This window comes from Gimesia fumaroli, assembly GCF_007754425.1.
Taxonomy (GTDB): domain Bacteria; phylum Planctomycetota; class Planctomycetia; order Planctomycetales; family Planctomycetaceae; genus Gimesia; species Gimesia fumaroli.
Window position 1 is genome coordinate 1,665,010 of sequence record NZ_CP037452.1, and the last position, 25,001, is coordinate 1,690,010.

Consider the following 25,001-nt stretch of genomic DNA (forward strand, 5'->3'; position numbering starts at 1 on the left):
AGGTACGACGATATTGTACCTGCCTGTATTATGAGGGGCAGGGCGCCTGAGTTCAATTCTGATTCGTTTGTGTTACGTTAATTATTTCTTTCATTCGGTTTAATGTCTTTTCTTTCAAATATTTGTCGACATGCTGGGCGCGGCGATTGGCTTCATCCAACTCAAACGCCCGCTGTGCCTGTTCCCGGCTTTGGGGGAGTTGTCTGGCGGCAAACAGAGCTTCTGCGAACGCGGCCCGATAGCGGGCATTGTTGGGGTATCCGCTGACAGCTTGCTTCAGGTTTTCGATCGCGCCGTCCAAATCCTCCTGTTTCTGTGATGTTTGATACTGCTGATAGAAGCGTTGTCCCAGTTGAAAATAGTTGAGCGGGTTCACAGGATCTCGTTGAATGGCTGCCTGCTTGAGTTTCACTCCTTGTTCAAACGCATCCCGGTGCTTTGCTGATTGACGAAACTCCAACTCAGCCAATGCCTGCCAGGGAGTAGGAGAAAGAGGGTCTGCCTGGCCGGCCTGATTGAAATACCGCTGCGCCATTCGAGCGGATTGTCCGCGCAAAAGCACCTGCTCTCCTTCCCTTACGAGACTTTTTCGTTCGATTGTTGGCGCAAATGCTGACTTGGCAAAGAAAACCGTTAACAGGATGCAGAAAATCAATCCTGTGGTTTTCAAATGTATAGGTTTCAGGGGCCGTGCTGAGGTGGACGGACTTTCTTCTGCTTTCGTTTCCTCGATATCTGGTGATGGTGATGTTACCGGGAATGCGAGCGCCAAAAGCAGGAGCCAGGTCTGGGTAATCGCTGGCATGGCAATTCCGCCGGCCCCCAGCAGATGAATGCACAGCGCGACAAAAGCAGAGGCCAGTGCCAGGGGGACGAAAGATGTTGCTGAGTTGTGCTGATTTGTTTCATTCAAGGCATTCCAGCCGACATTCAGGACGAAATGAATCACCAGCCAGCCCAAAAAGAAAAGCCAGAGACGAACTTCATCAATGGATTGCAGGAAGAGTTGCTCCCCCCACAGCAGAGGAAACGAGAGCACAAAACCGAGTAATAACAGGATCTGGTCCTGAGAGATTTGTTGTCCGGAATCGATGTTTTTGAGTTGGGGTTTTTCAGAGTCCGGCAGTGGTCTGATTAACCAGTGATAGCTTGCCAGAGAGAGAATCACCAGCAGTCCTGCGAACGCAATGAGGCCTGCATTGGCCCAGACATCCAGAAACATGTTATGAGGATCAGAAATTTCCTCGCTGGAGCCGGGCAATTTGTGTTTGAGATAATGATTGCGGAAGTTTCCCGGTCCTGTGCCCCATAAGGGGTTCTCTTGAATCACATCCCAAGTGCCCGTCCAGTATTCCAGACGATACTGGAGTGATTTGGGAGCTTCGGTCAAAACGGCCCGGTCAAAGCCGCCACTGAATGTTGCCAGCAGGAAAAATCCGACAACAACAATTGCACCTGAGATGCCCCATTTGAAGGCCTGTTTCTTCCAGATCGCTCGTTGTTCATTTGTGCCTTGACGTTTTTGAATCAGCTTTAAGAGTATGAAACAAACCAGACCTCCCATGACGCCAACCCAGGCAGTACGACTCTTGGTAAGGACCAGGCAATAGCCGATCAGAAGTGTAGGCAGCATCAGAATCCAGGATTTGAAGCGATCCGATTTCGAAGCCGCGTTTGCGGTTTTAGAAAACAAAATATGAATGGTTTGTGCAAACGCAATCAGGAAGCCAACCGCCAGCAGGCCCGCAAAAGTATTCGCCAGCGCAAACATTCCCAGGGGTTCCGAACTGTTGAGCAGGCGTTGTTCAAACAATTGCTGCCCACTGCCTGAAAGTGAATCAGTGGGAGCCCCCATGGCTAAAAGTTGCTGCTGGAACCGGGCACGTTCTGCAGGAGAGGCAGCCGCATCGTATTGCTGACGCACAGACAGGTATTCTTGTGCCAGTTGATCGTACATCCAATGATGCTGCCAGATTCCGTAGATTGAGAGCAGCACCAGCGTCGTCAAGAACCCGTGTAATAATGTGGCGCGAAGCGGTGTTGTTGCGATCAATCGACGTGTGATCGAAAAGGTCAGTCCTAAGCCCACCCATTCCCACATCATATTCAAGGCGGCTCGTTGTTGACCTTCTGCGGTATAGATCATGACCAATGTTGAGATAACTTGTCCTGAAACCAGCAGCCAGACGCCCAGGTCGTATCGATCAATTCGGAAGCGGCGAGTCCGGTCTGAAAGCAGTGTGCCGCAAAATAGAATTGCTACGAGGAACCACCCCAATGTGATGGGCAGGGTCTCTCCCTGCGGCGCTGATTCGGCGGGAAGCAAATAGCGGGCTGTGATCAGCGTGCCAATCAGAAACAGTTGGATTCCGTCGAGCAGCCAGGGAAGTCGCTGGAATGAGGGCGCAGGGGGCGTGGGTTGAGAAGGAGTTGTCTGTGACCGGTTCTGTTTTCGGCGTTTACTCATTCCGATTTTTCCGACCTACGTTCTCCAGGATGGTCACGATGCATAAGACACACAAAATCATCAGTATGACGAGCAGAGCGGCATTCCAGGTAGAGACTTCATATAAGATCAGCCCTCCTACACCGGTCGTCAAGGTTGCCAGATGAATCGTCAGTACCGTATTCCGTTTACTCAGTCCCAGTTCGACCAGCCGATGTGAAAAATGGCTTTTGTCTGCATGAAAAGGACTGCGTCCCTCTTTCAGGCGAATGATCATAACCGTGCAGAAATCATACAGGGGGATAGCCAGAATACAAAGCGGAGCCAGAATGACGTGGCGACTGGCAACCGATTCTCCCGTGGGGGCATCTCCAGGGTAAAAGGTTCCCAGAATGGTCATCGTCGACAGGATCAAACCGATAAAGTAGCTACCGGAATCTCCCATGAATATTTTAGCCGGAGGCCAGTTGTGACACAAAAAACCGGCAATCGAACCGGCGAGCACCAGTAACACACCTGCGACGAGCCACCGTGGTTCACCCGTGAATCGTAACATGATCAATGCGAACAAAACTGCCGCGATCAATCCGATGCCGGAAGTCAGACCGTCCATGTTGTCCAGAAAGTTCAACGAATTGACCAGTACGATTATCCAGGCCATGGTCAATACAATGCCGATCCAGGGCTGCTGGATAAAGAGCGTTCCCCGCACGCCTGCCATAACCAGTCCCACTGCGACCAGAATTTGAATTGCCAGACGCGGTTTCCAGGAAATATTATGTTTATCATCTAACAGTCCCATCACCGCCAGGACGGTTCCTCCCCCGAGTACAGTCCATAATTGTCCGGAGCGATAGAGGACCCCTTCTAAATGCGGGACCAGTTCCTGGGGAATCCAGCTGGTAGAAATGCCTGTTTTCAGAATCACCAGCACAGTCAATTGCGCGACAGCGATGGGAACAACGACTCCCAGCCAGATGCCGACGCCGCCTCCCAGAGGAGTGGGCGTGCTGTGTACTTTCCTTTGTGCGGGCTGATCAATGAGTCCCCATTTGGGGGCCAGTTTGCGCATCGCCGCTGTGGACAGAAACGAAATCAGAAATGCAGGGATCAGGCAAGCAAATACAAAGAATAACATTACAGATGACATTCAGGATAAAAAACGGAGGGTCTTGCGATAGATGTCCTAGTGCTTTCTCAAGCTGGAAATTGAGGGTGGGGAATGTTGTTTACGTGCTCCATTGTCGCACTCGCGTGATATCCATTAACCCAAAATTTAAAAATGAGACTCCACTAGTTTGGCTGACGAAACGATTTAGTGGTAGCGAAAAATGCATTTCTCCTTCGTTTTCGATTGATATATCTGGTGTATGACTTAAAGTTGATTCTATCTGTATAACCTGTGAAACCGCTAAGTCTTATGGAGCCATCAAACCGCTGCAATGAACAAATTATTTGAGGGTGAATATCAGTTTAATCTCGCCAGCAGACCCAATTGGGAGTCGGGCGCAAGTCACCGTGTCACGCTGACGAAATATCTGACTGGACTGGCTGGAAACAGACAGGGGCGGCTCTGTCTGCTGGGAGCAGGTAACTGCAATGATCTTGATTTGCAGCGTCTACTGCAGGTGTATAGTGAGGTTCATCTGGTCGACCTTGATGAGAGTGCTTTGGAGTATGGCGTTCAATCTCAAAAGGTTTCCGATAATCCGCGTCTCTTTTTGCACGTACGAGAGATTACGGGGGCAGGTCAGGCACTGTCTGCTTACGAAGCAGACAGTGTTTCACCGGAGACCGATTTGAGTGAACTCATCCAGCATTACTCTGAACCGGCTGAATTGGATCTGCCCGGGCCGTTTGATGTGGTCTGTTCAACGTGTGTGTTGAGTCAATTGATCCTGCAGGCGGTGAATGCCGTTGGAGATACGCATCCTCAGTTTGAACAACTGATGATTGCGATTCGTTCACAGCATTTTCAAACCATCGTGGGGCTCATTGACGAGAGAGGGGCAGGTTTAGTGGTGAGTGATTTTGTTTCGTCTGAATCTGCGGCTGACTTGAAAGACGTGCCGGATTTTCAATTCACTCAATATCTCTCACAGCTGCTCTCGTCACGCAATTTCTTTCATGGCGTGCATCCCGGTTTATTGTTTTCTCAGCTGAAAGGGAATACTTCACTGGCAGCACTCGTTCAGGATGTGGAAATGTTACCGCCGTGGCGCTGGGATCTCGGAGCACGACAATATGCGGTTGCCGCGATCCGATTTCATCGTCGATCTCAGTATTGATTTGACCCGAAAGAGTTGAAGCCTGGTTTAGTTTTTCCTTGCTGGTTTCTTTTTCTTCTGAGCTGCGCCGCTGTTTCTAGGCTTGAGATAGAGTGAAGGGGGATCTTTCTCTACCGAACCTGTGTCATCGGGAACCTTGTATTGGGTTTGCAGGCGTTTTAATTCTGCTTTCAGATCGGTCACCACCTGAGCATATTCCGGATCAGCGTAGACATTTTTCATTTCGCGGGGATCTTTTTCCAGATCATAAAGTTCCCATTCGCCGAGATTATAGAAGTCGATGAGTTTGTAGCGTTTGGTGCGGACCCCATTGTGACGGCGTACCATGTGGGCGGAGCGGCGGTTGTTATAAAATTCATAATAGTGATAGTAGAGACTATCGCGCCATTTGCCGGCATTTCCTTTGAATAGAGGAACCAGACTGACCCCCTGCATATCATCCGGAATGGGAGCACCCGCCAGGTCCAAAAAGGTTTCCGCGAAATCGAGATTGGAAACCAAGTCGTCATTCACGCTGCCTGGTTTGATGATACCCGGCCAACGCACCAGAAACGGCATGCGATAGGATTCTTCGTACATGAAGCGTTTATCAAACCAGCCATGATCTCCCAGATAAAAGCCCTGGTCTGAGGAATAAATCACAATCGTGTTTTTCGCGAGCCCCGTTTTTTCCAGGTAGTCCAGCATGCGTCCGACATTGTCATCGACCGAGGCGACACAGCGCAGGTAGTCTTTCATGTATCGCTGATATTTCCAGCGGACTAGATCTTTCCCCTTCAGGTTGGCTTTGCGGAAGGCTTCATTTTTAGGTTCATAAGCGGCATTCCAGACCGCTAACTGTTCGGGAGTCAGGTTTCTCGGTGGTGTTAATTTCAGATCAAAGGCAGTCATGGTTTTGGCAATCGTCATGTCCTGCTGTTTGGCGGCTGTTCCGCGTCCCTCGTAATTATCGAACAGGTTGTCGGGTTCGGGAATGGTTACATCGTCGTACATGTGTAAATACTTGGGACCGGGTTGCCAGTTGCGGTGTGGTGCCTTGTGCTGGAACATCAGCATGAAGGGCTTGTTTGGATCACGGCTGTTTTTGAGATAATCGAGGGCCAGATCGGTAATGATATCTGTAGTGTAGCCGACGTGTTTCACACGCTCGCCGTTTCGGATCATGGGGGGATTGTAGTAAGGGCCTTGTCCGACCAAAATTTCTGAATAATCAAAACCGGTAGGTTGTGTTGCCAGATGCCATTTTCCGACGATTGCGGTCTGATAACCATTTTTTCGGAGGATCTTGGGAAAGGTTTGCTGAGAACCGTCAAATTTATTGCCGTTTTGTTTGAACCCGTTCAAGTGACTGTGCTTGCCAGTCAGGATCACAGCGCGGCTGGGGCCACAAATACTGTTTGTACAGAAACAGTTATTAAACAGCATACCTTCACGGGCAATCCGATCCAGGTTTGGCGTTTGATTGACCTTGGAGCCGTAGCAACTCATTGCGTGAGATGCGTGGTCATCGGTAAAAATGAAGAGGATGTTGGGTCTTTGCTGTTTTTGATCAGCACTGGCTTTTGCGAGGCCGCCAGCCATCAGGGTGAGATAACAAAAGACCAGACTCAAAATGAGTGAAAGCGAGCATCGGGGTGATGGCTGAAAGCGCGGCAGCATGGGGGCATCCTCAGTTTGAAGAAAAATGATCTGGTTCGAAGTCGTAAAATCATTGTTGGATTTGACTCCTATCATGCAGGGTTTGAGGGGGAAGTGCAAGTTTTGTGATGTGCTGTGAACTGGATTGCAGGTAGAGACATCAAAAAAGAATGATGTAGAAATTACAGGTGGATTCCGGGTAGAAAGTGCATTCTTCTCAGTTCCTTCGGATACGAAGTAATAATTCTTGTAGCTAAAAAGTGTTTGCGTATAGCGAGATAGGCGAATTCAACGATGGTGATTTTCAGTTTGGTACGAGGGTTGCTTTTGTGAACCGGTATGAGTTTTTGTGTCTCAGAGGACTGAGACCTGTTATGGAAACAAAATGCAGCCGGGCAATGGATTGCTTGCCCCACCGGTAAAAAAAGGAATTGAATAATGTTAGAAAATGTTTCTCCCAAAGTGATTCACAAGATTATGGCCGCCGAAGGATATCTGGAACTGGGCATGCCCATTCAGGCACTGGACGCACTTCATTCAATGGACGACGCCGGTGTACTTGAAGCGATGCGGCTTTATCTGATCGGCGAAGCATACCGTCGTCAGGAAAAGTATCACGAAGCAATTGAACCATTGCATCAGGCAGCGCGTCTGTTTCCCGTCATGGAAAGTCGTAAGGCTTGGAGTTCTTTGAGCGAATGTTTTCGCCTGGGAGGGTATCATGAACTGGCAGAAGTGGCTTCGCTGACCGCGGAAGCCGTTGAGGAGATCGAGGTTACCTGTGCGGTGTTGAGCCTGACAGAAACACGAAAAACGACCTTTGAGTGGAGCGATATTCCTTCGCGAATGACCGGTTTTACAGAGTCCCCTCGGTTTGGTAGTCCTCGGATTCCCCGTTAAAATATTGGAATTTGTCAGAATTCTCGTTCAGATGAGTTTTATGAATATGCTGTAAGTGTTTTTATTGTATTGGTTTGTGTTTATTTTATTAGATTGAAAATCATATTTGAGTTTCGCGATGCGTTCGTTATACTCCGCCCCTGAGTTGATTCCTTAATTCCTCTCACTTGAGGATTCACTCAGATTCATCTGTGTCTTTGATCGTATCCCATACGTTTCAGGGCAGAGTAACAACCTCCTGGTCTAAGTTCCTTCCTGGTTCTGGCCACCTTTCCCACACAATTAAAACAGAAATACGAATTGAACAATCAATGCTGTATTTGATTGCAAAATGATTACGTATGGACGTTTCATTTCACACAGTGTTTCCGGGCTGCTGCCTGTCGGGATTTTCCGCCGGGTCAGTGGAAATCGTGTTGACTATTTGTGCTGAAAAGACGATCGCTACAACTCATGTTTGATTTCAATCGATTCATAAATAATCGCGTACATACCTGTTTTTGTATAGCCTTGCTGACTCTAATGGCTGGGTGCGGCAAGATGCTTAGCAATAGTGCGACCGAACAGTTATTGACTTCCGATGCGGTTGATCAGACGATTTCCCATCTTGATTTCAGTACACTGGCGAATAAAAAAGTCTATTTCGACACCACATATATTAAAAATGTGAAAGGAGTCGGATTTGTTAATGGCGACTATATTGTCAGTTCATTGCGACAGCAGATTGTGGCGGCCAATTGTCTGATTCAGGAAAAAAAAGAAGACGCCGATTATGTGATCGAAGCCCGTGTAGGCACTCTGGCGACCAACGGGCATGAAGTGAATTATGGAATTCCAGCAAGTAATATGCTCTCGTCTGCTGCATCGCTGGTTCCCACGGCTCCCGCGATTCCAACTATCCCTGAAATCTCTTTAGCAAAAAAGAATAATCAGACCGCAGCCGCAAAAATCAGTGTGTTTGCTTATAACCAGAAAACACGTGAGCGTGTCTGGCAATCAGGAATCCTGCAGGCGAAGAGTACCGCCCGTGATACCTGGATTCTGGGAGCAGGACCATTCCAGCGGGGAACGATTTATAAAGAAGGCGCTCAGTTCGCCGGCTCAAGGATTTCGAATCCTTTAGCGAGCGGCGAAGAATTTGCAAATGCAAGCACGGTTGATTATCTGGAGCCAGCTCGCTTCGTTGAAACTCCTAAAGCATCGACGGTCAAAAAAGAGGCCCCCAAGCGAAAAGTGAAAACGCTGGAAGAATGGATCAAAGCAGAGACGGCAGCCAAAGCAGAGCAGAAAGTCGAGGCAGCGGCAAACGCTTCGAAAGCAGAAACCAAGACGGAAGCCCCCAAAACGCAAGAGGCGGAAAAAGTGGCTCAAACTGATGCTGCTGAAACAGAAGCCGGTACTGAATCGAAGACTGAGATTGATCCCTCAAAAATTAAGACGGTTCTCTTCCTGAAGCCGGAGAAGGCAACCAGCCACCAGGACTGGTTACAAAGCGACCCTTCCCGCATCTCAACCGTCTGGCCTAAAGATCCCGAGTCGGCGGAGCAGAAGGCTCCCCAGGCATCGGTCGATCAAGAACCAGCAGAAAAGTTTGAATTTGACGGCAAGTTTCGCAAGATTCCTGCTGAGTAAATTCCGGTTTATTACGTAGTGAAAGCAGAGGCTTTTGTGATCTGCTGTTTTACTTGAAACATTCGTACAGACTTAGCCCCCGAACCGGCTCCTGCTGTTGATTGTCTAAAGAAAAGCCCCTGTAAAGTGCAGCATGTGCAGTTTTGATGCACGTTGCAACCACTCTGATATCAGGTTGGCTGTCAAAATGGCACTGTCTATGTTGGATGTGAGACTGCCACGGTTGTTTAAGCTATTATTCAGTAATGGTTTACATTTATTAATTATCGTTAGAGAGGAGATTTGGCACATTCTATGCGGTAAAATTGATCCAGAGGACTCTCAATTACGTTTTTCCAGAATGGGAAAAAACAAATCTGGCCCAGAGGCGTTGATTTCCCCAAAAATTCAACCAGCTAAGTTCACCAGATCAGGTGAAACTGGAGGTTACTATGATGATCCCTCGAATTCCTAAAAAAACAGTGCGAAGATTGATTGCTGCAGAAGGCTATCTGGAATTGGGGATGCCCCGACAAGCACTCAGGGAACTGGATAAAGTAAAAGATCCCGGTTCGCTCACCGCATCCTATTCTTTTTTACGTGGTGAATCTTTGAAACGAGCCGGCCGTTACTCAGAGGCGATTCAACCCCTGCAATATGCGGCTGATTTATTGCCGATACCCCATAGTCAACTCCCCTGGAAGTCGTTAGGGGCCTGTTACCGCGAAAGTGGCCAGAATGATTTAGCCGAAACGGCGGAAAAGACAGCGGACGAAATTGCTTCTGAAGCGAATATCCATCTCCGCTTCGAACCCCTGGGCGAACAATTTAACCCGGTTGTCCATCATAAAGTTCATCTCACCATTTCTTTGGAACCCGTTCAAGAAGCTGAAGAATCAGATTTCGATGAGAACGCATTTCTGGAAAATGAAACCGAAGAAACCGAAGATTTTGGAATTGATCCTGAAGGGGATTATGATGTTTGATTTCTAATGATTGTTTATGAAGTTGGTTTTGGAGAATCTTCAAAGCTGATTTGCTACCTCAAGATTGAGATGTCTCTCCGGTTATAGTACCGTAGAGTGTGCTGTTTCTGACAGGATCTTATTTCTCTCTACTCTTTTGAATTGAGGTAGCGTGCATGTTGCATGTTCAAATGCGTTTGTGGAACTCGCTTCTATGTCTTGCCTTTATTGTTTTGCTGACTCCCACGAGTGAGGCTGCGAACAAACCGGCGTCTGCCCGTCCCAATATCATCATGATCTTTGCTGATGATGTCTCCTGGAATGATCTAGGATGTTATGGGCACCCCACTATTCGAACTCCCAATCTGGATCGACTGGCGAAAGAAGGACTGCGGTTCGACAACGCATATCTGACAACCAGCAGTTGCAGTCCCAGTCGATGCAGTGTGATTACCGGTCGCTATCCGCATAATACCGGCGCTCCTGAATTGCACACCCCGCTCCCTGAAGGGCAGGTTTTATTTCCTCAGCAATTAAAAGATGCCGGCTATTACACGGTGATTTCCGGCAAACAGCACATGGGGCCTTATGCGTTGACCGCCTTTGATCATGTTTCGAAAGGCAAGGGCCCAGGCCGGGAAGCGGACTGGGTTCCAATCCTGAAACAGCGGCCGAAAGACAAACCATTTTTCTGCTGGTTTGCTTCGGTAGATGCACATCGGAAGTGGCAAGCCTCGAACGAATACCAACCTCATAAGCCCGAAGAGGTTGTCGTACCCCCTTATCTGATTGATGCACCCGAAACACGCAAGGATCTTGCGCAATACTATGATGAAATCAGCCGCATTGATTTCTTTACTGGCAAAATTCTTGATGAGCTCGATGCACAGGGAATCGCCGACAATACATTGGTGCTGTTTTTTGCCGATAATGGTCGTCCTTTCCCACGTTGCAAAACCAGACTGTATGACAGCGGCATCAAAACACCATTGATTGTGCGCTGGCCAGACGCGATTAAGCCGGGTACGGTGAGCCAGAGTCTCGTCAGTACGATCGATATTGGTCCGACGTTTCTTGATGTCGCGGGAGTAACACCTGACTCGCGCATTCAGGGAGTCAGCTTTGAAAACGTATTCAAGCAGCCAGAGGCCAAGGTTCGTGATTATGCGATTGCGGAACATAACTGGCACGTTTTTAAGGCCCATGAACGGATGGTGCGCTCGGGGAATTTACTTTACATTCGCAATGCCTGGCCGGAACAGCGAAACCTGTGCGTAGAATCAATTGAATTCCCCTCGGGTGAAGTGCTCTGGGATCGATTCAAGGCTGGCAAGCTGAATGAGTTTCAGAGAGATGTCTTTTTAAAACCTCGACCGGCCGAAGAACTCTACCTGGTCACAGAAGACCCGCATCAGTTTCAAAATCTGGCTTCAAAAGCCGAGTATGCTGCCGACTTAACCCGGCTCAGGAAGGTGTTGGATCAATGGACGGCGGAAACAGGTGATACCGTTCCCAGCAATCCGACTCTGGATCGGAATCAGCGACCGGGTGAGCCAAAGCCTCCCGAGTTTGAACACCGTGAAATGCCGGGCGATGCCAGGCAGGCGACGACAATCAATGCACCGGGACCGATACTGGCTCCGTAGTGGAGTTGATGGTACGGCTGCTCGATTTGTAGCTCCCGCTTTGTTAAGATGGCGAATCTGCTTTAGAACTAATATCAACACTGAGACTTTTTTGGAGAGAAAACATGACACGAAAGCGCGTATTAGGAATCAGTATGGCTGTCCTGGCGGCTGTTTGTCTGACAAGCAGCGTTCAGGCGGGCGAAAAGTCAGGCTGGGTGAATTTGTTTAATGGCAAGAACCTCGATGGTTGGATCCAGCACAATGGAACCGCGACCTATAAAGTGGTCGATGGAACGATTCAAGGGACGACTTCAGAAGGCAGCCCCAACTCATTTTTATGTACCAAGAAAAAATATGGCAACTTCGAGCTGGAGTTTGAAGTCAAAGTTCATAACAAGTTGAACTCAGGCGTGCAAATTCGTAGCCAGCAGAAGGACGGGAACGGACGCGTAAATGGGCCTCAGGTCGAAATTGAGGCCAGTGGCGACAATGGTGCCGAAGCTGGGTATGTTTATGGTGAAGCAACCGGACGTGGCTGGTTGACTCCCCAGGAGCGACTCAAGCCTCATAAGAATTTGAAAGATGGCGAGTGGAACAAATTTCGGATCGTTGCGAATGGACCACGCATCCAGACCTGGATCAATGGTCAGGAGATTGAAGACCTGACCGATGAAGCGATTTATAAAACACATCCCAAAGGTTTCATTGGTCTGCAGGTGCACGGCATCAAAAAGGGAACTGGCCCTTACTCTGTTGCCTGGAAAGATATTCGGATCAAAGAACTAAAGTAGTCGCTTTGAACTGAGCGACGACGAATTCAAAAAACAGCCGACAGGGATCTAATTCTCTGCCGGCTGTTTTGATTCCGGTTTTGTCTTCAGGAAGGTTCTCTTACTCAGGGACGTTCGCCGCCTGATATTCTTCCTGTTTCTTCGCTTCCAGGGCATCGAGAATCGGCTGAATGCCGGCATCCAGGGCGATCATTTCCGCGTCTTCTGCCGTGCGCCATTTGGTTTCGATCTCACCATTTTTGAGTCCTTTACCGCCGATCACCACACGGTAAGGGATTCCGATCAGGTCGGCGTCATTAAATTTGACTCCCGCGCGGGCATTGCGATCATCAAACAGGACATCCACGCCGGCCGCTTTGAGCTCGTTGTAATAGCGTTCCGCAGTCTGCATGACTTCCTCGTCTTTTGTGTTCAGAGGAATCACGAGAACTTCATATGGGGCGATCGAAAGGGGCCAGATCAATCCCTTGTCATCGTGACGTGTTTCAGCCAGCCCCGCGACAATCCGGTTTACGCCGATTCCGTAACAGCCCATGATAATCGGATGCCGTTTTTCTTTTTCGTCCAGAAAATTGGCATCGAGTGCTTCCGTATATTTGGTGCCGAGTTTAAAGACATGGCCGACTTCGATACCGTGTACTATGGTCAGCGGCGCGCCACTTTTAGGGCAGGGATCGCCGGCTTCCGCGTTACGCAGGTCGTACGTTGTTTCCAGTTGATAGTCTCGGCCGACATTCACATTTAAGAGATGCATGTCAGCTTCGTTGGCACCAGTGATGGCGTTTTCGATCACGGGGATATCATGGTCGGCGATGGTTTTACACTTGATTCCCACAGGGCCGGCGAATCCGGTGGGAGCACCAGTGACCTCTTGAACGGCTTTGTCGTCGGCCATTTCGACTGATCCCGCATCCAAAGCGCGACGGATCTTGCCTTCGTTGGCTTCGTGATCACCGCGAATCAGGACTGCCACCGGTTCTTCATCGGCGAGATAGATCAGTGTTTTGATCATCTGGGAGGGCTTACAGCCCAGCAGTTTGCTGACTTGCTCGATACTGGTCGCCTCGGGAGTCGCTTGTTTCTCCAGCGTGCCTGCATTTGCCGATGTCTTGATTTCTGGCGCCTTGCGGCCTGTATCAGCGCGTTCCATATTGGCAGCATAGCCGGATGTTTCACAGTACACGATCGAATCTTCCCCGTTGTCAGCGGGAATCATGAATTCGTGAGACGCGTCGCCCCCAATGGGGCCGCTTTCGGCTTCGACGGGGAGGTATTTCAAACCACAACGTGCGAAAATCCGGCAGTACGCCCGATACATGCGGTCGTAGATTTCATCCAGTTGCGCGACTGAGGAACTGAAGCTGTAAGCGTCTTTCATTAGAAATTCGCTGGTGCGTAATACGCCGAAGCGAGGCCGTTCTTCATTCCGGAATTTGGTCTGAATCTGATAGACGGTCAAAGGAAGTTGTTTGTAACTGCTGATGCAGTGACTCATTAAGTCGGTCACGACTTCTTCGTGAGTTGGCCCCAGGGCCATCGGAATCAGGCGGTTGCCACGGGGGACATCAAATTGAATCAGGACCGAGCCAAAGGCATCTTTGCGCTGTGTTCGTTCAAACAGCCCCAGGGGTTGGAGGGCCGGCATGTGAAGTTCTGCGGCATCGGCGGCGTCCATTTCTTCCCGCACAATCTGCGCTGCTTTCTGTATGGCTTTCCAGCCTAGAGGCAGATACGTATAAGCGCCGGCCATCAACTGGCGAATGAGCCCTGCGCGGAGCATTAACTGATGGCTGGGAATTTCTGCATCAGCGGGAACTTCTTTGATAGTCGGAATCAGAGTGTTTGACCAGCGCACGTTATTTCCTTAAGTATTTGATTTGAAAATGTTTACGTAGTTGAATGGATCTCAGATGAAGTCGGCGTCTCTCAATCTAATATACCCGGTCCAAATGGCCTTGGAGACGCTATGGTAAAACTGGACACAGTCTAGCAGAACAGATTCGTATTCAAAAGGTTCGGCCTTGGCTGTCGAGAAAATATTCTAATCGAGCTAAGTATTGGCGAGGGAATGTGTTGTTGTATTCAGGCGACGCTGGCGGGACCTACGGACAGGAGTAAATCAGAAGCAGTCGGAATCAAATGGGACAGACTTTCAGAACGGACTGGTGTCGGACTTGTTGAGCAGAATCGAACGGCGTAAGATCGCTCTATTGTGTTTCTTAGCGAAACTTTAGATCGACAATAGCGTTTTAAAAGTGTTTCTGAAAGCCGACTCGAGATGTCTCGTCAATATATAAATCAGTTGAAAGATGGTGATACGGTCAATGAGGTTTTTCTGTTGGTTGATAAGCAGTTACGTGCCAACCGGAATGCCAGCCTGTTTTTATCAGCCGATTTGCGAGATTGTACCGGTGTCGTGAATGCCCGGATGTGGAACGTCGTTGAAGAACGGATGCAGCATTTTCAATCCGGAAATTACGTCCAGGCCAAAGGCAAGGTGCATCTGTTTCAGGGAACCTTGCAAATTATTCTGACCTATATTGAACCGGTTTCCGCGGAAAATCTCGACCCTGCCGAGTTTCAACCACAGGCACCACAGGATGTGCAGCAGTTGCTGAGTAAACTCCGCGAAATGCTGTTGAGCATCGAAAACAATGAGATTCGCACGTTAATGGAGTGCTTTCTGGTTGATGAAGGGCTCATGGATGAATTCTGCAGAGCACCCGCAGGCGTCAAAACCCATCACGCTTATCATGGCGGATTGATCGAGCACGTTGTCAATTTAATGGAGACCGCCCAGCGTGTGGCGGATTTATACCCCAAAGCAGACATGAGTCTACTGCTGGCGGGTGTCTTTTTGCATGATCTTGGCAAAGTGCGCGAGCTTGGTTATGAGAATGAATTCGTCTACACGGATGAAGGTCAGTTATTGGGGCACCTGATTATCGGTGTGGAAATGCTGACCGAAAAGATCAATGCCTATCAGGAAATGACGGGTGAATCGTTTCCCAAAGAGGCAGAACTGCGGTTAAAGCATATGATCGTCAGTCATCATGGGACGTATGAATTTGGTAGTGCCCGGTTGCCAATGACTCCCGAAGCGGTTGCCTTGCATCATCTTGATAATCTGGATGCGAAAGTAAATGAGTTTGCGCGATTCATCGATGATGACCTGAACTCCACGTCAAACTGGACCCCTTATTCGCCCCGCTTGCAGCGAAAATTATTTAAGGGAATAACCGAGGACTGAGGTGATGCCCGATTTTGAGAAGAAAATTCTCGATTATGTAACCAGGCCCGGTTATACGCCCGTGCGTGAAAAGGCACTGCTGAAAAAAGTGGGAGGCTCGAAGTCCACATCTGCGGAATTTGAGCAGGCAATAGAGACGCTCCGTGCCCGAAAGGATATTCTGGTTTCGGACTCGGGATTAATCCGCCCGGTCAAAAAAGAGGGTTGGATTGCGGGAACCATCAAGAAGACCAGTTCTGGCGCGGGTTATCTGATTCCCCATCATAAGCCTGATGATATCGCACACGACCAGCGTCACGCAGGCGATCTTTATATTTCTGAACGGGATATGGGAGATGCTCATACGGGTGATGAAGTCTATGCCACAGTGATCAACCGCCGACGTAGCGGAGGCCAGATCTGCGGCCGCGTGGTGGAAATTATTGAGCGGGCTTCCACGACGTTTGTTGGCACCTATTTTGAATCACACGGCGAAGGTTATGTCCACGTGGATGGCAAAATCTTCAATTCACCGATTCATGTCGGAGACCCCGGTGCTAAAGGGGTGAGTTCGGAAGACAAAGTGGTTATCGACATCCTGCATTTCCCTTCCAAGGATTATCTGGGGCAGGGCGTTATTTCCAAGGTGCTGGGGCCGCACGGGAAGCCCGGCGTGGATCTGCTTTCCATCGTTTATGAATTCGGAATCCCGATGGAGTTTCCGGAAGAGGTCCTGATAGAAGCCCGTGAGCAGGCCAGTCTGTTTGATGAAGCAAAACTGGGGAATCGTCGTGATCTGACCAAAGAGACAATTGTGACGATCGACCCCGCTGATGCCCGCGATTTTGATGATGCGATTTCATTAACGCGAAACGAAAAAGGGCACTGGCTGCTAGGCGTGCATATTGCTGATGTGGCCCATTTTGTGAAAGAGGGTTCGATTCTGGACCGCGAAGCGAAACGGCGGGGAACCAGCGTGTATCTGCCTGGCCAGGTCATTCCGATGTTGCCGGAAATTATCTCGAATGGATTGGCCAGTCTGCAGGAAGGTCAGGTACGGTTTACGAAATCCGCCTTCATCGAGTTCACGGCTGAGGGGGTTCCCGTCCATACGGAATTTGCCAATTCCGCGGTACAAGTCACACAGCGTTTCGCTTATGAACAGGTTCTGCCAATCATTCAGGGACGCGATGACGAAGGGAAAGACGTTTCTGCTGAAGTGCGAGAGTTGCTGAAAAATATGCATCACCTGGCGATGATCCTGCGGGGGCGCCGGTTCGCCGCTGGTGCGCTGGAGTTGCACCTTTCGGAAGTCCGGCTCACTTTTGATGACAAGCACCGTGTGAGTGGCGCGGTCGAACGCGAGCATGATGAAAGTCATCAGATCATCGAAGAGTTTATGCTGGCCGCCAATATCTCTGTAGCAGAAGCGTTTAATGACCGGAAACTGCGATTTTTGAGACGCGTGCATCCCTCTCCGGAATTGCCGCGGCAGGTAGCGTTTGCAGAATTCGTCAATGCGATGGGCTATACGCTTAAAAAAGCCCAGAGCCGTAAAGATCTCCAGCAATTGATCGAGCAGGTTCATGGGACACCTGTAGAACAGGCGATCAATTATGCGTTGCTGCGTAGTCTGAAGCAGGCAGAATACACTGATGAGGAATTAGGTCACTATGCTTTGGCCGTTGATCACTATTGCCACTTTACGAGCCCGATCCGCCGTTATCCCGATTTAACGATTCATCGCATGATTGATGAAATTCTGGAACGGCCGGACAAGGGGAAGGGGCAAAGCCCACAAGGGCTCAGGCAGTTGGGGCATGAGCTTTCCCTGCGAGAGCGTCGGGCGGAGTCAGCTGAGCGTGAGTTGACCAAAGTGAAACTGCTTTCATGGATGATTGAGAATAACATTAAAACCCTGAAAACCATGATCACGGGCGTCGAGACCTTTGGGCTGTTTTGCAGGGGGACGGATGTTCCGGTGGAAGGGCTGTTGCACATCAGTCGTCTGGGAAAGCATGATTACTTTCATCAGGACGCCGCCAAATTCAGTATTGTTGGGGAACGGACGGGGCAGGAATACCGGATCGGTGATTTCTTAACGGTGGAAGTCGAGAAGATCGATCTGGATCGCCGTGAGTTGGATTTCCGACTGCCAAGTTCTAAAAAGGTGGCAAAGACATCAAACGCAGTCCCCTCTCGCCAGAACAATAAAAAGTCGGCCAAGAAGTCTTCGTCAAAGACGCAGCCGAACACGAAGAAGAAAAGTCGGAAGGTAAAATCACAACGCAGCAAGAAGAAAAAGAGAAAATAATCGTAAAGGTCAAAGGAGGAGCGGAGATCAATCGGCGTCTATCCGATGTAAAGAGAACAGAGGCGAGCAAAAACATTAATTTGCCTCCAGATGGGTCGGAATGAATTGATATTCGGATGTTTCGATTGAAATCAGTCCGTCTTGCTCTAGAACTGATTCAGGAGCGCCTGATATTTGGAAAAGCATCCAAGTTTATAATTAGGTAAAGATTGATGTTCCAAGGTAAAGAAATATAATAACTTAAGTAGTATCAGAAATCTGGCTGCCCTTCCGTTGAGTAAGAATAGATTCAGAGCGAAAGGCTGTGAACAGGGCGATCAGATGAGATTTTCATATCGCAAAATGGTTCACAGGATCGCCTCAGGGTAACCGGGTGAGAGCTTGATTATGGTGACGAAATTGGGTGAGAAACAACAGGCATCTCCGTCAGCAGGCGGAAAATCAGCTACGAAATGGTTGATGACTTTACTCTCCTCTTCCATTGGTCAGAAGTTCGTGATGGGGATCACCGGGCTTTTACTGTGCAGCTTTCTGGTTGTGCATTTAGCGGGCAATCTGCTCGTGTATGTGGGCGCAGACTCTTACAATAACTACGCTCACGAGTTGCACAGCATGATGCTATTGCCGGTCGCCGAAACCGGGCTGTTCCTGTTGCTGTTTGTGCATATTGCCCTGGCATTTAAATTGACTCGTGACAATCGCGAAGCACGTCATATCAGTTATCAGGAGACTCAAAGCAAGATTGAGGAACCACCTTCCATTTTTGGCCGTACTCCAATGGGGCGGACCAGTTCCTGGATGTTTATTTCCGGTTCGATCATCCTCGCGTTTCTGGTGATGCATATGATTGATATGAAACTGCATGCGAATCCCACCGTCGATTATAAGGACGCAACACCTTACGGCATTATCGTTCAGGTACTAGGCAGCAGCCTGAGTGCTCCGATTTATATTGTGGGAACGATTGTGCTTGGTTTTCATTTATCGCACGGTTTCTGGAGTGCATTCCAGTCACTGGGTTTGAATCACCCCAAATATATGCCGCTGATCAAAAAACTGGCAATCCTGTTTGCGATTGTGATTGCAGTCGGGTTTGTCAGCTTGCCGATCTGGGGATATTTCATTCATTGATCACGATCATTCAAGTGTGTTTGTTGTCACAGCTCATTTTTTAGTTTAACAGTTTCCGTTTTGAAGGTTGATATCATGGCCGAGGCGGCTACGACGGTTTTAAATTCTCGAGTTCCTGAAGGTCCGATGGCCCAGAAGTGGGACCGCTGTAAACAGGAAATGAAGCTGGTTAACCCGGCGAATAAACGGAAGAAAAAAATCATCGTTGTCGGGACCGGCTTAGCAGGCGCTTCTGCAGCCGCTTCTCTGGCGGAACTGGGCTATGAGGTGCAGTCGTTCTGTTTTCAGGACTCCCCGAGGCGTGCTCACAGTATTGCTGCTCAGGGGGGGATCAACGCCGCCAAGAATTATCCGAATGACGGCGACAGCGTCTGGCGGTTGTTTTACGATACCGTTAAAGGGGGCGACTATCGTAGCCGCGAAGCCAACGTGCACCGCCTGGCGCAAGTCAGTAACAACATCATCGATCAGTGTGCAGCGCAGGGCGTTCCTTTTGCTCGCGATTATGGCGGGTCTCTGGCAAACCGCTCTTTCGGGGGAGCACAGGTCTCGCGAACGTTTTATGCACGCGGTCAAACCGGTCAGCAGTTACTCCTGGGAGCCTACAGTGCGCTAATGCGACAGGTGGGGGCCGGGCGGATTGAATTATTACCGCGACGGGAAATGCTGGATCTGGTCGTCATTGATGGCGTCGCACGCGGCATTATCGTGCGGAACCTGATCACGGGCGAATTCGAAAAGTATTCGGCAGACTGCGTCTTGCTTTGTACCGGCGGTTATGGAAACGCCTTCTATCTTTCGACCAATGCCAAAGGTTCCAACGTAACCGCTGCGTGGCGGTGTCATAAACGGGGCGCTTTCTTTGCGAATCCGTGTTACACGCAGATTCATCCGACCTGTATTCCCGTCAGCGGCGATTATCAGTCCAAACTGACGTTGATGAGTGAAAGTCTACGGAACGATGGTCGGGTCTGGGTGCCTCAAGCACAAGGGGATAAGCGTCGTGGAAATGAGATTCCCGATTCCGAACGAGATTACTATCTGGAGCGTCGTTATCCGGCCTTTGGTAACCTGGTGCCGCGTGATGTGGCTTCTCGGGCTGCGAAAGAACGCTGTGACGCCGGCTATGGTGTTGGTGCGACGGGCCAGGCGGTCTTCCTCGATTTCCGGGATGCGATTGCCCGCGACGGAAGACATGTGATCGAAGCGAAGTACGGTAACCTGTTCCACATGTATGCCAAGATTACCGGCGAAGACCCGTATCAGGTTCCGATGCGAATCTATCCCGCCGTCCATTACACGATGGGAGGCTTGTGGGTTGACTATCATCTGCAAAGTACGATTCCCGGGCTGTTTGTTCTGGGAGAAGCCAACTTTTCTGATCATGGTGCCAATCGATTGGGAGCTTCGGCTTTGATGCAGGGACTGGCAGATGGCTATTTTGTCGCTCCTTATACCACGGGGCATTTCCTGGCTTCACATAACTTGCCTTCTGTTTCAACAGACGATGAAGCTTTTACGGCCGCGATGGCAAATGCTCAGGATCGGAATGCGAAAATTCTGGGAATCCAGGGCACGCGTTCCTCTGACAGTATTCATCGTGAGCTGGGGCATATACTCTGGGAATATTGTGGCATGTCCCGCGAACGCCAGGGGCTGGAAACAGCGATGGGTAAGATTCGTGACCTGAGGGATGAGTTCTGGTCCAGCATCAAAGTCATCGGCGAGGGACAGCAGTTGAATCAGAATCTGGAACACGCCGGTCGTCTGGCTGACTTCCTGGAATTTGGTGAGCTGATGGTGCGTGATGCACTGGTGCGGGAAGAGTCGTGCGGCGGTCATTTCCGTGAAGAACATCAGACGGAAGAGAATGAAGCAAAACGTGACGATGAAAATTTCTGTCATGTCACGGCCTGGGAGTTCACTGAGGTTGGAAAAGAACCAGTGGAACATCGTGAGCATTTAGAATTTGTCGAAGTACCTCTGACTACGAGGAGTTATAAATAATGAGCGAGACTTTGGATCTGACGCTCAGAGTTTGGCGACAGCCGGGACCTGATGCCGCCGGGCGTTATGTCGAATACAAGCTGACCGACATTTCCACGCATATGTCGTTTCTGGAAATGCTGGATGTATTGAACGAGCAGCTGCATGAAAAAGGCGAAGAGATGATTGCCTTTGACCATGACTGCCGCGAAGGGATCTGCGGCATGTGCAGCCTGATGATTAACGGTCAGGCACACGGTCCTGATTCAGGCACGACCACCTGCCAGTTGCATATGCGACGTTTCAAGAACGGCGATACAATTGTGATTGAACCCTGGCGCGCTAAGGCATTTCCCGTCATTCGCGACCTCGTCGTGGATCGCAGTGCCTTTGATCGCATTATCGAAAAAGGGGGATTCATTTCAGTCAGTACCGGGAATGCCCCTGAAGCCAATGCGATTCCGGTTCCCGCGCATATTCAGGAAACAGCAATGGATGCGGCTGCCTGTATTGGCTGTGGTGCCTGTGCGGCTGCCTGCAAAAATGCATCTGCCATGTTGTTTGTGTCGGCGAAAGTTTCACATCTTTCCACGCTGCCTCAAGGCGAGCCGGAACGTGCTTCGCGAGTCGAGAATATGGTCGCACAGATGGACCTGGAAGGCTTTGGTAACTGTACGAATACGGAAGAGTGTCAGGCCGCTTGTCCTGCGGAAATTTCTGTATCGAATATTGCCCGTCTGAATCGGGAATATCTGCGTGCCAAACTCTGCTCCAAAGAGTAGCACCAGCAAAATTGAATCTCAAATTTTCAAGGCGAGGTCTCCCGTCCGGACTCCTCGCTTTTTTTCTGCGCGCCGAGTTTTAGAAATTTTAGATTCTGTCTGCCTGATGATTGCGTGACAGCAGGCAAGCTTCCACAATAGAACAGCCTCGTTAAGAAAAGAACCCCCGTTTCCGTTCCAGCAAAGATTCTGTTCTCAACAGATATTAAAGAGAGAAATCCCGTGTCTGATTCATTGTTATCTACTGCCTGTCATCAATGGCATGTTGACCATGGCGGTCGCATGGTCGATTTTGCCGGCTGGGAAATGCCCCTGCTGTATTCCAATATTACTACAGAACATCAGGCAGTACGAAAAACGGCCGGTTTGTTTGACATTGCCCATATGGGACGCCTGTTTTTTTCGGGGCCGGATGCCTGCCGTTTTCTGGATCGATTGCTGACGAATAACGTGGAGTCCCTTAAGCCGGGGCAGATTCGGTATTCTCTGGTCACAAATGAAGCGGGCGGAATTCTGGATGATGTGCTGGTTTACCGGTTTTCCGGTTTTTATCTGCTGGTCGTGAACGCATCCAATCGTCTGAAAATTGTGGAGTGGATCGAGAAGCAACGACAGGGATTTGATGTCCAGATTGATGACCGGACCTGTGAAAAGTTCATGCTGGCGTTGCAGGGACCTGAATCACTGGGCGTATTAAATCCGCTGGCTGAGGCAGATCTGAGCGAGATCAAATATTATTACGGCGTGGAAACTCAGGTTTTGGGCGTTGATGCTTTGGTCAGCCGCACGGGGTATACAGGCGAAGATGGCTTTGAAGTAGTGTTGGATCAAACGCAGGCAGTCACTCTGTGGGAGCGTCTGATTGCAGACGGAGAGGCTGTGGGGCTCATTCCTGCTGGCTTAGGATGCCGGGATACACTGAGATTAGAAGCAGCCATGCCTTTGTACGGCCACGAGCTGGATGAGCAAACAGATCCGTTTACCGCCGGTTTGAATTTTGCAGTGAAATTACAGGGGGCGGACTTCATCGGTAAAGATGCTTTGATTGCCGCTAAAGGCCGAGAAGATCGAAAGGTCCGTGTCGGTTTCACTCTCGAAGGAAAACGGGCGGCCCGTGAAGGATGTCTGTTGTTTGAAGGAGATCAGCAGGTTGGGATTGTGACATCCGGATCTTTTTCACCTACACTCGACATGCCGATCGGGATGGCTTATGTCGAAGCGACGTTTGCCAAAACAGGTCAGACGCTGGAAGCGGATATTCGCGGAAAACGAATTCCGGTTAAACTGACGGAACTGCCGTTTTATAAACGCGACACTTAAGAAGTCATAGCGTTAAGGCACCTGCAAGCAAGTGAGACACTCGTTTTGAGCGTACAAACTGTGCGCGAAGCAGAAGCTTCGCATTGACGTAGCAGAGGAACTTCAGGTCAGAGGGAGCTCAGACTAAGTGGGCTTACTGACGTGATCTTGATCAGCCAGAACTTCCTTGGCGACATCCTGCACAAAATTATCGATCTGCTTTTTCTCTTTGGCGGGAGCGGGAGCACCGGCATTCATTCCCACACCCGGCTTGAAGATGAATGATGGAGCCATGTCAATGATGGCACCCCAGTAGCTGGTGAAGACCGGGTATTTCACATCCGGGTTCTGTTCCTGGTAGTCATCCATTTTTTGCAGTAGCAAGTTATGGGCGATCCGAGGATGTCGGTGGTGCGGACCATGTACAAAAATGTCAAAATTGAAGTAAGTACATAATCTGGTGATGATATTCGAGCCAACGACAGTACGCGTTCCCAGCATCGGATCGTAGCTGCTCATACCGAGATGCTCGGTAAATTTACGGGTGTTTTGATAGATCCCAGCAAGGTAGTGAGGCAAAAACCAGACCCGCAACAGGCCCCAGATCGCATCATAGTAGGCACAGACGCCGATGACGGAGCCCCAGAAGAGAACCATGGCCATGTACTCATAACGGATGGTTTTGCGGAGTTTAGGGTCTTTCAGAGGCGAGTCTTTGTGCCAGAAAATTCGACCATAAATATAGGGAGCCATAAACAGGCCCAGTACCAGGTCGAACCAGATAAAGACTCTGCGAAAACGAAGCGAGGTATTTGGATCAGAGTAAGGCCAGAGCTCCCAGTCACTCGGTTTGTTTAAGTACGCGTGATGGCGAATGTGGCTTTCTCGATAGATCGTGTAAGGTACAAACATCGCTGTTCCCAACACGCGTCCGAGCCAGATACTGGCATTTTTCGATCCAGACAGAGTGTGGTGTGAGCATTCATGAAAGCAGCTAGTCCAGCAGAACAGGCAATAGGACGTAAATAAAGTCCAAAATGCTTGCCAGCCAATGGCATTGCTAGGCCAGTAAACGGCCAGGCACCAAAGTCCAACCAATCCCAAGGGGAGGAATAAAAAACGGGGTATGGTCGTTTTCTCTTCCAGATCCTTCAACTCTTGTTCAGTGAATTGTGTGACGGACACGTTTCGCTCCGGGTTTAATAAACTACCAGCACTTTTCTAATATTTTATTTAACCAGTTATGAGTAACACTTTCGTGTTACAATAGATACAACTTAAACTTGGTAAAATGTTACTCACTGAAAAACGGTGAGTCAACTAATCAGAAATTTCGGCCTTTTGGGTTGATTACTGCATCATGTCTTGTGATCTGGCGCTCATGATGTCATTATTTTTTGGATTTTGACGACTCAGGAGTAATGTACGCAATGGGTATTTTACGAAAATTGCATTGATCTGGGAGTATACAGCCAGCACAAAATCGTACAATAATCCTTCTTATTGGTGAATTATCAATTCCTGCTTCTAAATATCATTTTAATTGCTGGAAGCCCAATATCAATTTATTTTCTAATAGATCAGACCAGAGCCTAAATTCTAGTCAAAACTCAGGCCTTTCAAACCGATAAAAATCTGCATTATCCCAGTTCAGCAGGGATGCACCCCATTGTACAGAAATATTTCTTGAATTGAGCTCAGGAGTGAAGCCTTTCCGATGGCAGAATTTTCAAATTACCAGAAGGATGTGATCAAACGTTACTACGATAACCGGGATTCCATTGATCAGCAAAAACTTTCCGAGCTCTGCACGAATCTGTTTTTGACAGAGGGCAAGAAAAAAGAGAAGCTCTGGGAGCGAGCGCGGGAACTGATGGAACGGCTGAATGTCCCGCCGACTCGGATTGCGCATGTCCTCAAATCTGCGGATCCTGCGATCCTGGCAGAAGTGGTTCAGGATATTGAGTCGGGCGCGATTCAATAAACGGTTGTC

Annotated in this window: 18 protein-coding genes; 13 read left to right on the forward strand and 5 right to left on the reverse strand. The window is 49.3% G+C overall.

The window, feature by feature from the left end:
• Positions 1–52: 52 nt before the first annotated feature.
• Entirely contained in the window at positions 53–2,467 is a 2,415-nt protein-coding gene (locus tag Enr17x_RS06400; RefSeq protein ID WP_145306969.1) for an O-antigen ligase family protein, read from the reverse strand.
• Positions 2,460–3,584: an MraY family glycosyltransferase gene (locus Enr17x_RS06405; RefSeq protein ID WP_232100971.1), complete on the reverse strand. Its 1,125-nt coding sequence runs from the start codon at positions 3,582–3,584 to the stop codon at positions 2,460–2,462. Before Enr17x_RS06405 ends, Enr17x_RS06400 begins: the two co-directional genes overlap by 8 nt.
• Positions 3,585–3,888: 304 nt before the next feature.
• Here Enr17x_RS06405 and Enr17x_RS06410 point away from each other — a divergent pair, with 304 nt between their 5' ends.
• Positions 3,889–4,734 carry a hypothetical protein gene (locus Enr17x_RS06410; RefSeq protein ID WP_145306973.1) on the forward strand — a complete coding sequence of 282 codons (846 nt, stop codon included), beginning with the start codon at positions 3,889–3,891 and terminating at the stop codon, positions 4,732–4,734.
• Between the two features lie 27 nt (positions 4,735–4,761).
• Here Enr17x_RS06410 and Enr17x_RS06415 read toward each other — a convergent pair whose 3' ends face one another.
• Positions 4,762–6,315, reverse strand: coding sequence for a sulfatase family protein (locus Enr17x_RS06415; RefSeq protein WP_145313934.1), 1,554 nt, complete (start codon positions 6,313–6,315; stop codon positions 4,762–4,764).
• 495 nt (positions 6,316–6,810) lie between these two features.
• Between Enr17x_RS06415 and Enr17x_RS06420 the strand changes: the two genes are divergently transcribed.
• The 5 genes from Enr17x_RS06420 (at position 6,811) to Enr17x_RS06440 (ending at position 12,267) form a co-directional block, all read left to right on the forward strand.
• Positions 6,811–7,272 carry a tetratricopeptide repeat protein gene (locus Enr17x_RS06420; protein WP_145306975.1) on the forward strand — a complete coding sequence of 154 codons (462 nt, stop codon included), beginning with the start codon at positions 6,811–6,813 and terminating at the stop codon, positions 7,270–7,272.
• A gap of 522 nt (positions 7,273–7,794) precedes the next feature.
• A complete protein-coding gene (locus Enr17x_RS06425) occupies positions 7,795–8,904 on the forward strand; it encodes a DUF6655 family protein (RefSeq protein WP_315853066.1) in 1,110 nt (369 codons plus the stop codon).
• A 431-nt stretch (positions 8,905–9,335) separates the two neighbouring features.
• Entirely contained in the window at positions 9,336–9,869 is a 534-nt protein-coding gene (locus tag Enr17x_RS06430) for a hypothetical protein (RefSeq protein WP_145306979.1), read from the forward strand.
• 155 nt (positions 9,870–10,024) lie between these two features.
• Positions 10,025–11,494: a sulfatase family protein gene (locus Enr17x_RS06435; RefSeq protein ID WP_232100973.1), complete on the forward strand. Its 1,470-nt coding sequence runs from the start codon at positions 10,025–10,027 to the stop codon at positions 11,492–11,494.
• Between the two features lie 104 nt (positions 11,495–11,598).
• On the forward strand, positions 11,599–12,267 hold the full coding sequence (locus Enr17x_RS06440; protein ID WP_145306981.1) for a 3-keto-disaccharide hydrolase: 669 nt from the start codon (positions 11,599–11,601) through the stop codon (positions 12,265–12,267).
• 100 nt (positions 12,268–12,367) lie between these two features.
• Here the strand turns inward: Enr17x_RS06440 and Enr17x_RS06445 are convergent, their stop codons facing one another.
• The gene (locus Enr17x_RS06445; RefSeq protein WP_145306983.1) at positions 12,368–14,122 is read right to left on the reverse strand and encodes a proline--tRNA ligase; all 1,755 of its coding nucleotides are present in this window, start codon (positions 14,120–14,122) and stop codon (positions 12,368–12,370) included.
• 423 nt (positions 14,123–14,545) lie between these two features.
• On the opposite strand from Enr17x_RS06445, the gene Enr17x_RS06450 reads away from it, so the two are divergent.
• The 6 genes from Enr17x_RS06450 (at position 14,546) to gcvT (ending at position 23,029) form a co-directional block, all read left to right on the forward strand.
• Positions 14,546–15,517 (forward strand): 3'-5' exoribonuclease YhaM family protein, encoded by a 972-nt coding sequence (locus tag Enr17x_RS06450; protein ID WP_145212699.1) that lies wholly within the window; start codon positions 14,546–14,548, stop codon positions 15,515–15,517.
• A gap of 4 nt (positions 15,518–15,521) precedes the next feature.
• Positions 15,522–17,810 carry a ribonuclease R gene (gene rnr, locus Enr17x_RS06455; protein WP_145306985.1) on the forward strand — a complete coding sequence of 763 codons (2,289 nt, stop codon included), beginning with the start codon at positions 15,522–15,524 and terminating at the stop codon, positions 17,808–17,810.
• Positions 17,811–18,197: 387 nt separating this feature from the next.
• Positions 18,198–18,941, forward strand: a complete 744-nt coding sequence (locus tag Enr17x_RS06460) for a succinate dehydrogenase cytochrome b subunit (protein WP_145306987.1) — start codon at positions 18,198–18,200, stop codon at positions 18,939–18,941.
• 75 nt (positions 18,942–19,016) lie between these two features.
• A complete protein-coding gene (locus Enr17x_RS06465; RefSeq protein ID WP_145306989.1) occupies positions 19,017–20,948 on the forward strand; it encodes a fumarate reductase/succinate dehydrogenase flavoprotein subunit in 1,932 nt (643 codons plus the stop codon).
• Positions 20,948–21,709: a succinate dehydrogenase/fumarate reductase iron-sulfur subunit gene (locus tag Enr17x_RS06470; protein WP_145306991.1), complete on the forward strand. Its 762-nt coding sequence runs from the start codon at positions 20,948–20,950 to the stop codon at positions 21,707–21,709. Before Enr17x_RS06465 ends, Enr17x_RS06470 begins: the two co-directional genes overlap by 1 nt.
• 222 nt (positions 21,710–21,931) lie before the next feature.
• Positions 21,932–23,029: a glycine cleavage system aminomethyltransferase GcvT gene (gene gcvT, locus Enr17x_RS06475; RefSeq protein WP_145306993.1), complete on the forward strand. Its 1,098-nt coding sequence runs from the start codon at positions 21,932–21,934 to the stop codon at positions 23,027–23,029.
• A gap of 123 nt (positions 23,030–23,152) precedes the next feature.
• Here gcvT and Enr17x_RS06480 read toward each other — a convergent pair whose 3' ends face one another.
• Entirely contained in the window at positions 23,153–24,193 is a 1,041-nt protein-coding gene (locus Enr17x_RS06480) for a fatty acid desaturase family protein (RefSeq protein ID WP_145306995.1), read from the reverse strand.
• Positions 24,194–24,725: 532 nt separating this feature from the next.
• Here Enr17x_RS06480 and Enr17x_RS06485 point away from each other — a divergent pair.
• Complete coding sequence (locus tag Enr17x_RS06485) at positions 24,726–24,992, forward strand: hypothetical protein (protein ID WP_145306997.1); 267 nt, start codon at positions 24,726–24,728, stop codon at positions 24,990–24,992.
• Positions 24,993–25,001: the final 9 nt, after the last annotated feature.

What these genes read in the sequence shown, in the direction of transcription:
- Enr17x_RS06400 (WP_145306969.1), bottom strand. Translation starts at nt 2,467, where the DNA reads ATGAGTAAACGCCGAAAACAGAACCGGTCACAGACAACTCCTTCTCAA.
- Enr17x_RS06405 (WP_232100971.1), bottom strand. Translation starts at nt 3,584, where the DNA reads ATGTTATTCTTTGTATTTGCTTGCCTGATCCCTGCATTTCTGATTTCG.
- Enr17x_RS06410 (WP_145306973.1), top strand. Translation starts at nt 3,889, where the DNA reads ATGAACAAATTATTTGAGGGTGAATATCAGTTTAATCTCGCCAGCAGA.
- Enr17x_RS06415 (WP_145313934.1), bottom strand. Translation starts at nt 6,315, where the DNA reads ATGGCTGGCGGCCTCGCAAAAGCCAGTGCTGATCAAAAACAGCAAAGA.
- Enr17x_RS06420 (WP_145306975.1), top strand. Translation starts at nt 6,811, where the DNA reads ATGTTAGAAAATGTTTCTCCCAAAGTGATTCACAAGATTATGGCCGCC.
- Enr17x_RS06425 (WP_315853066.1), top strand. Translation starts at nt 7,795, where the DNA reads ATGGCTGGGTGCGGCAAGATGCTTAGCAATAGTGCGACCGAACAGTTA.
- Enr17x_RS06430 (WP_145306979.1), top strand. Translation starts at nt 9,336, where the DNA reads ATGATGATCCCTCGAATTCCTAAAAAAACAGTGCGAAGATTGATTGCT.
- Enr17x_RS06435 (WP_232100973.1), top strand. Translation starts at nt 10,025, where the DNA reads ATGTTGCATGTTCAAATGCGTTTGTGGAACTCGCTTCTATGTCTTGCC.
- Enr17x_RS06440 (WP_145306981.1), top strand. Translation starts at nt 11,599, where the DNA reads ATGACACGAAAGCGCGTATTAGGAATCAGTATGGCTGTCCTGGCGGCT.
- Enr17x_RS06450 (WP_145212699.1), top strand. Translation starts at nt 14,546, where the DNA reads ATGTCTCGTCAATATATAAATCAGTTGAAAGATGGTGATACGGTCAAT.
- rnr (WP_145306985.1), top strand. Translation starts at nt 15,522, where the DNA reads ATGCCCGATTTTGAGAAGAAAATTCTCGATTATGTAACCAGGCCCGGT.
- Enr17x_RS06460 (WP_145306987.1), top strand. Translation starts at nt 18,198, where the DNA reads ATGGTGACGAAATTGGGTGAGAAACAACAGGCATCTCCGTCAGCAGGC.
- Enr17x_RS06465 (WP_145306989.1), top strand. Translation starts at nt 19,017, where the DNA reads ATGGCCGAGGCGGCTACGACGGTTTTAAATTCTCGAGTTCCTGAAGGT.
- Enr17x_RS06470 (WP_145306991.1), top strand. Translation starts at nt 20,948, where the DNA reads ATGAGCGAGACTTTGGATCTGACGCTCAGAGTTTGGCGACAGCCGGGA.
- Enr17x_RS06485 (WP_145306997.1), top strand. Translation starts at nt 24,726, where the DNA reads ATGGCAGAATTTTCAAATTACCAGAAGGATGTGATCAAACGTTACTAC.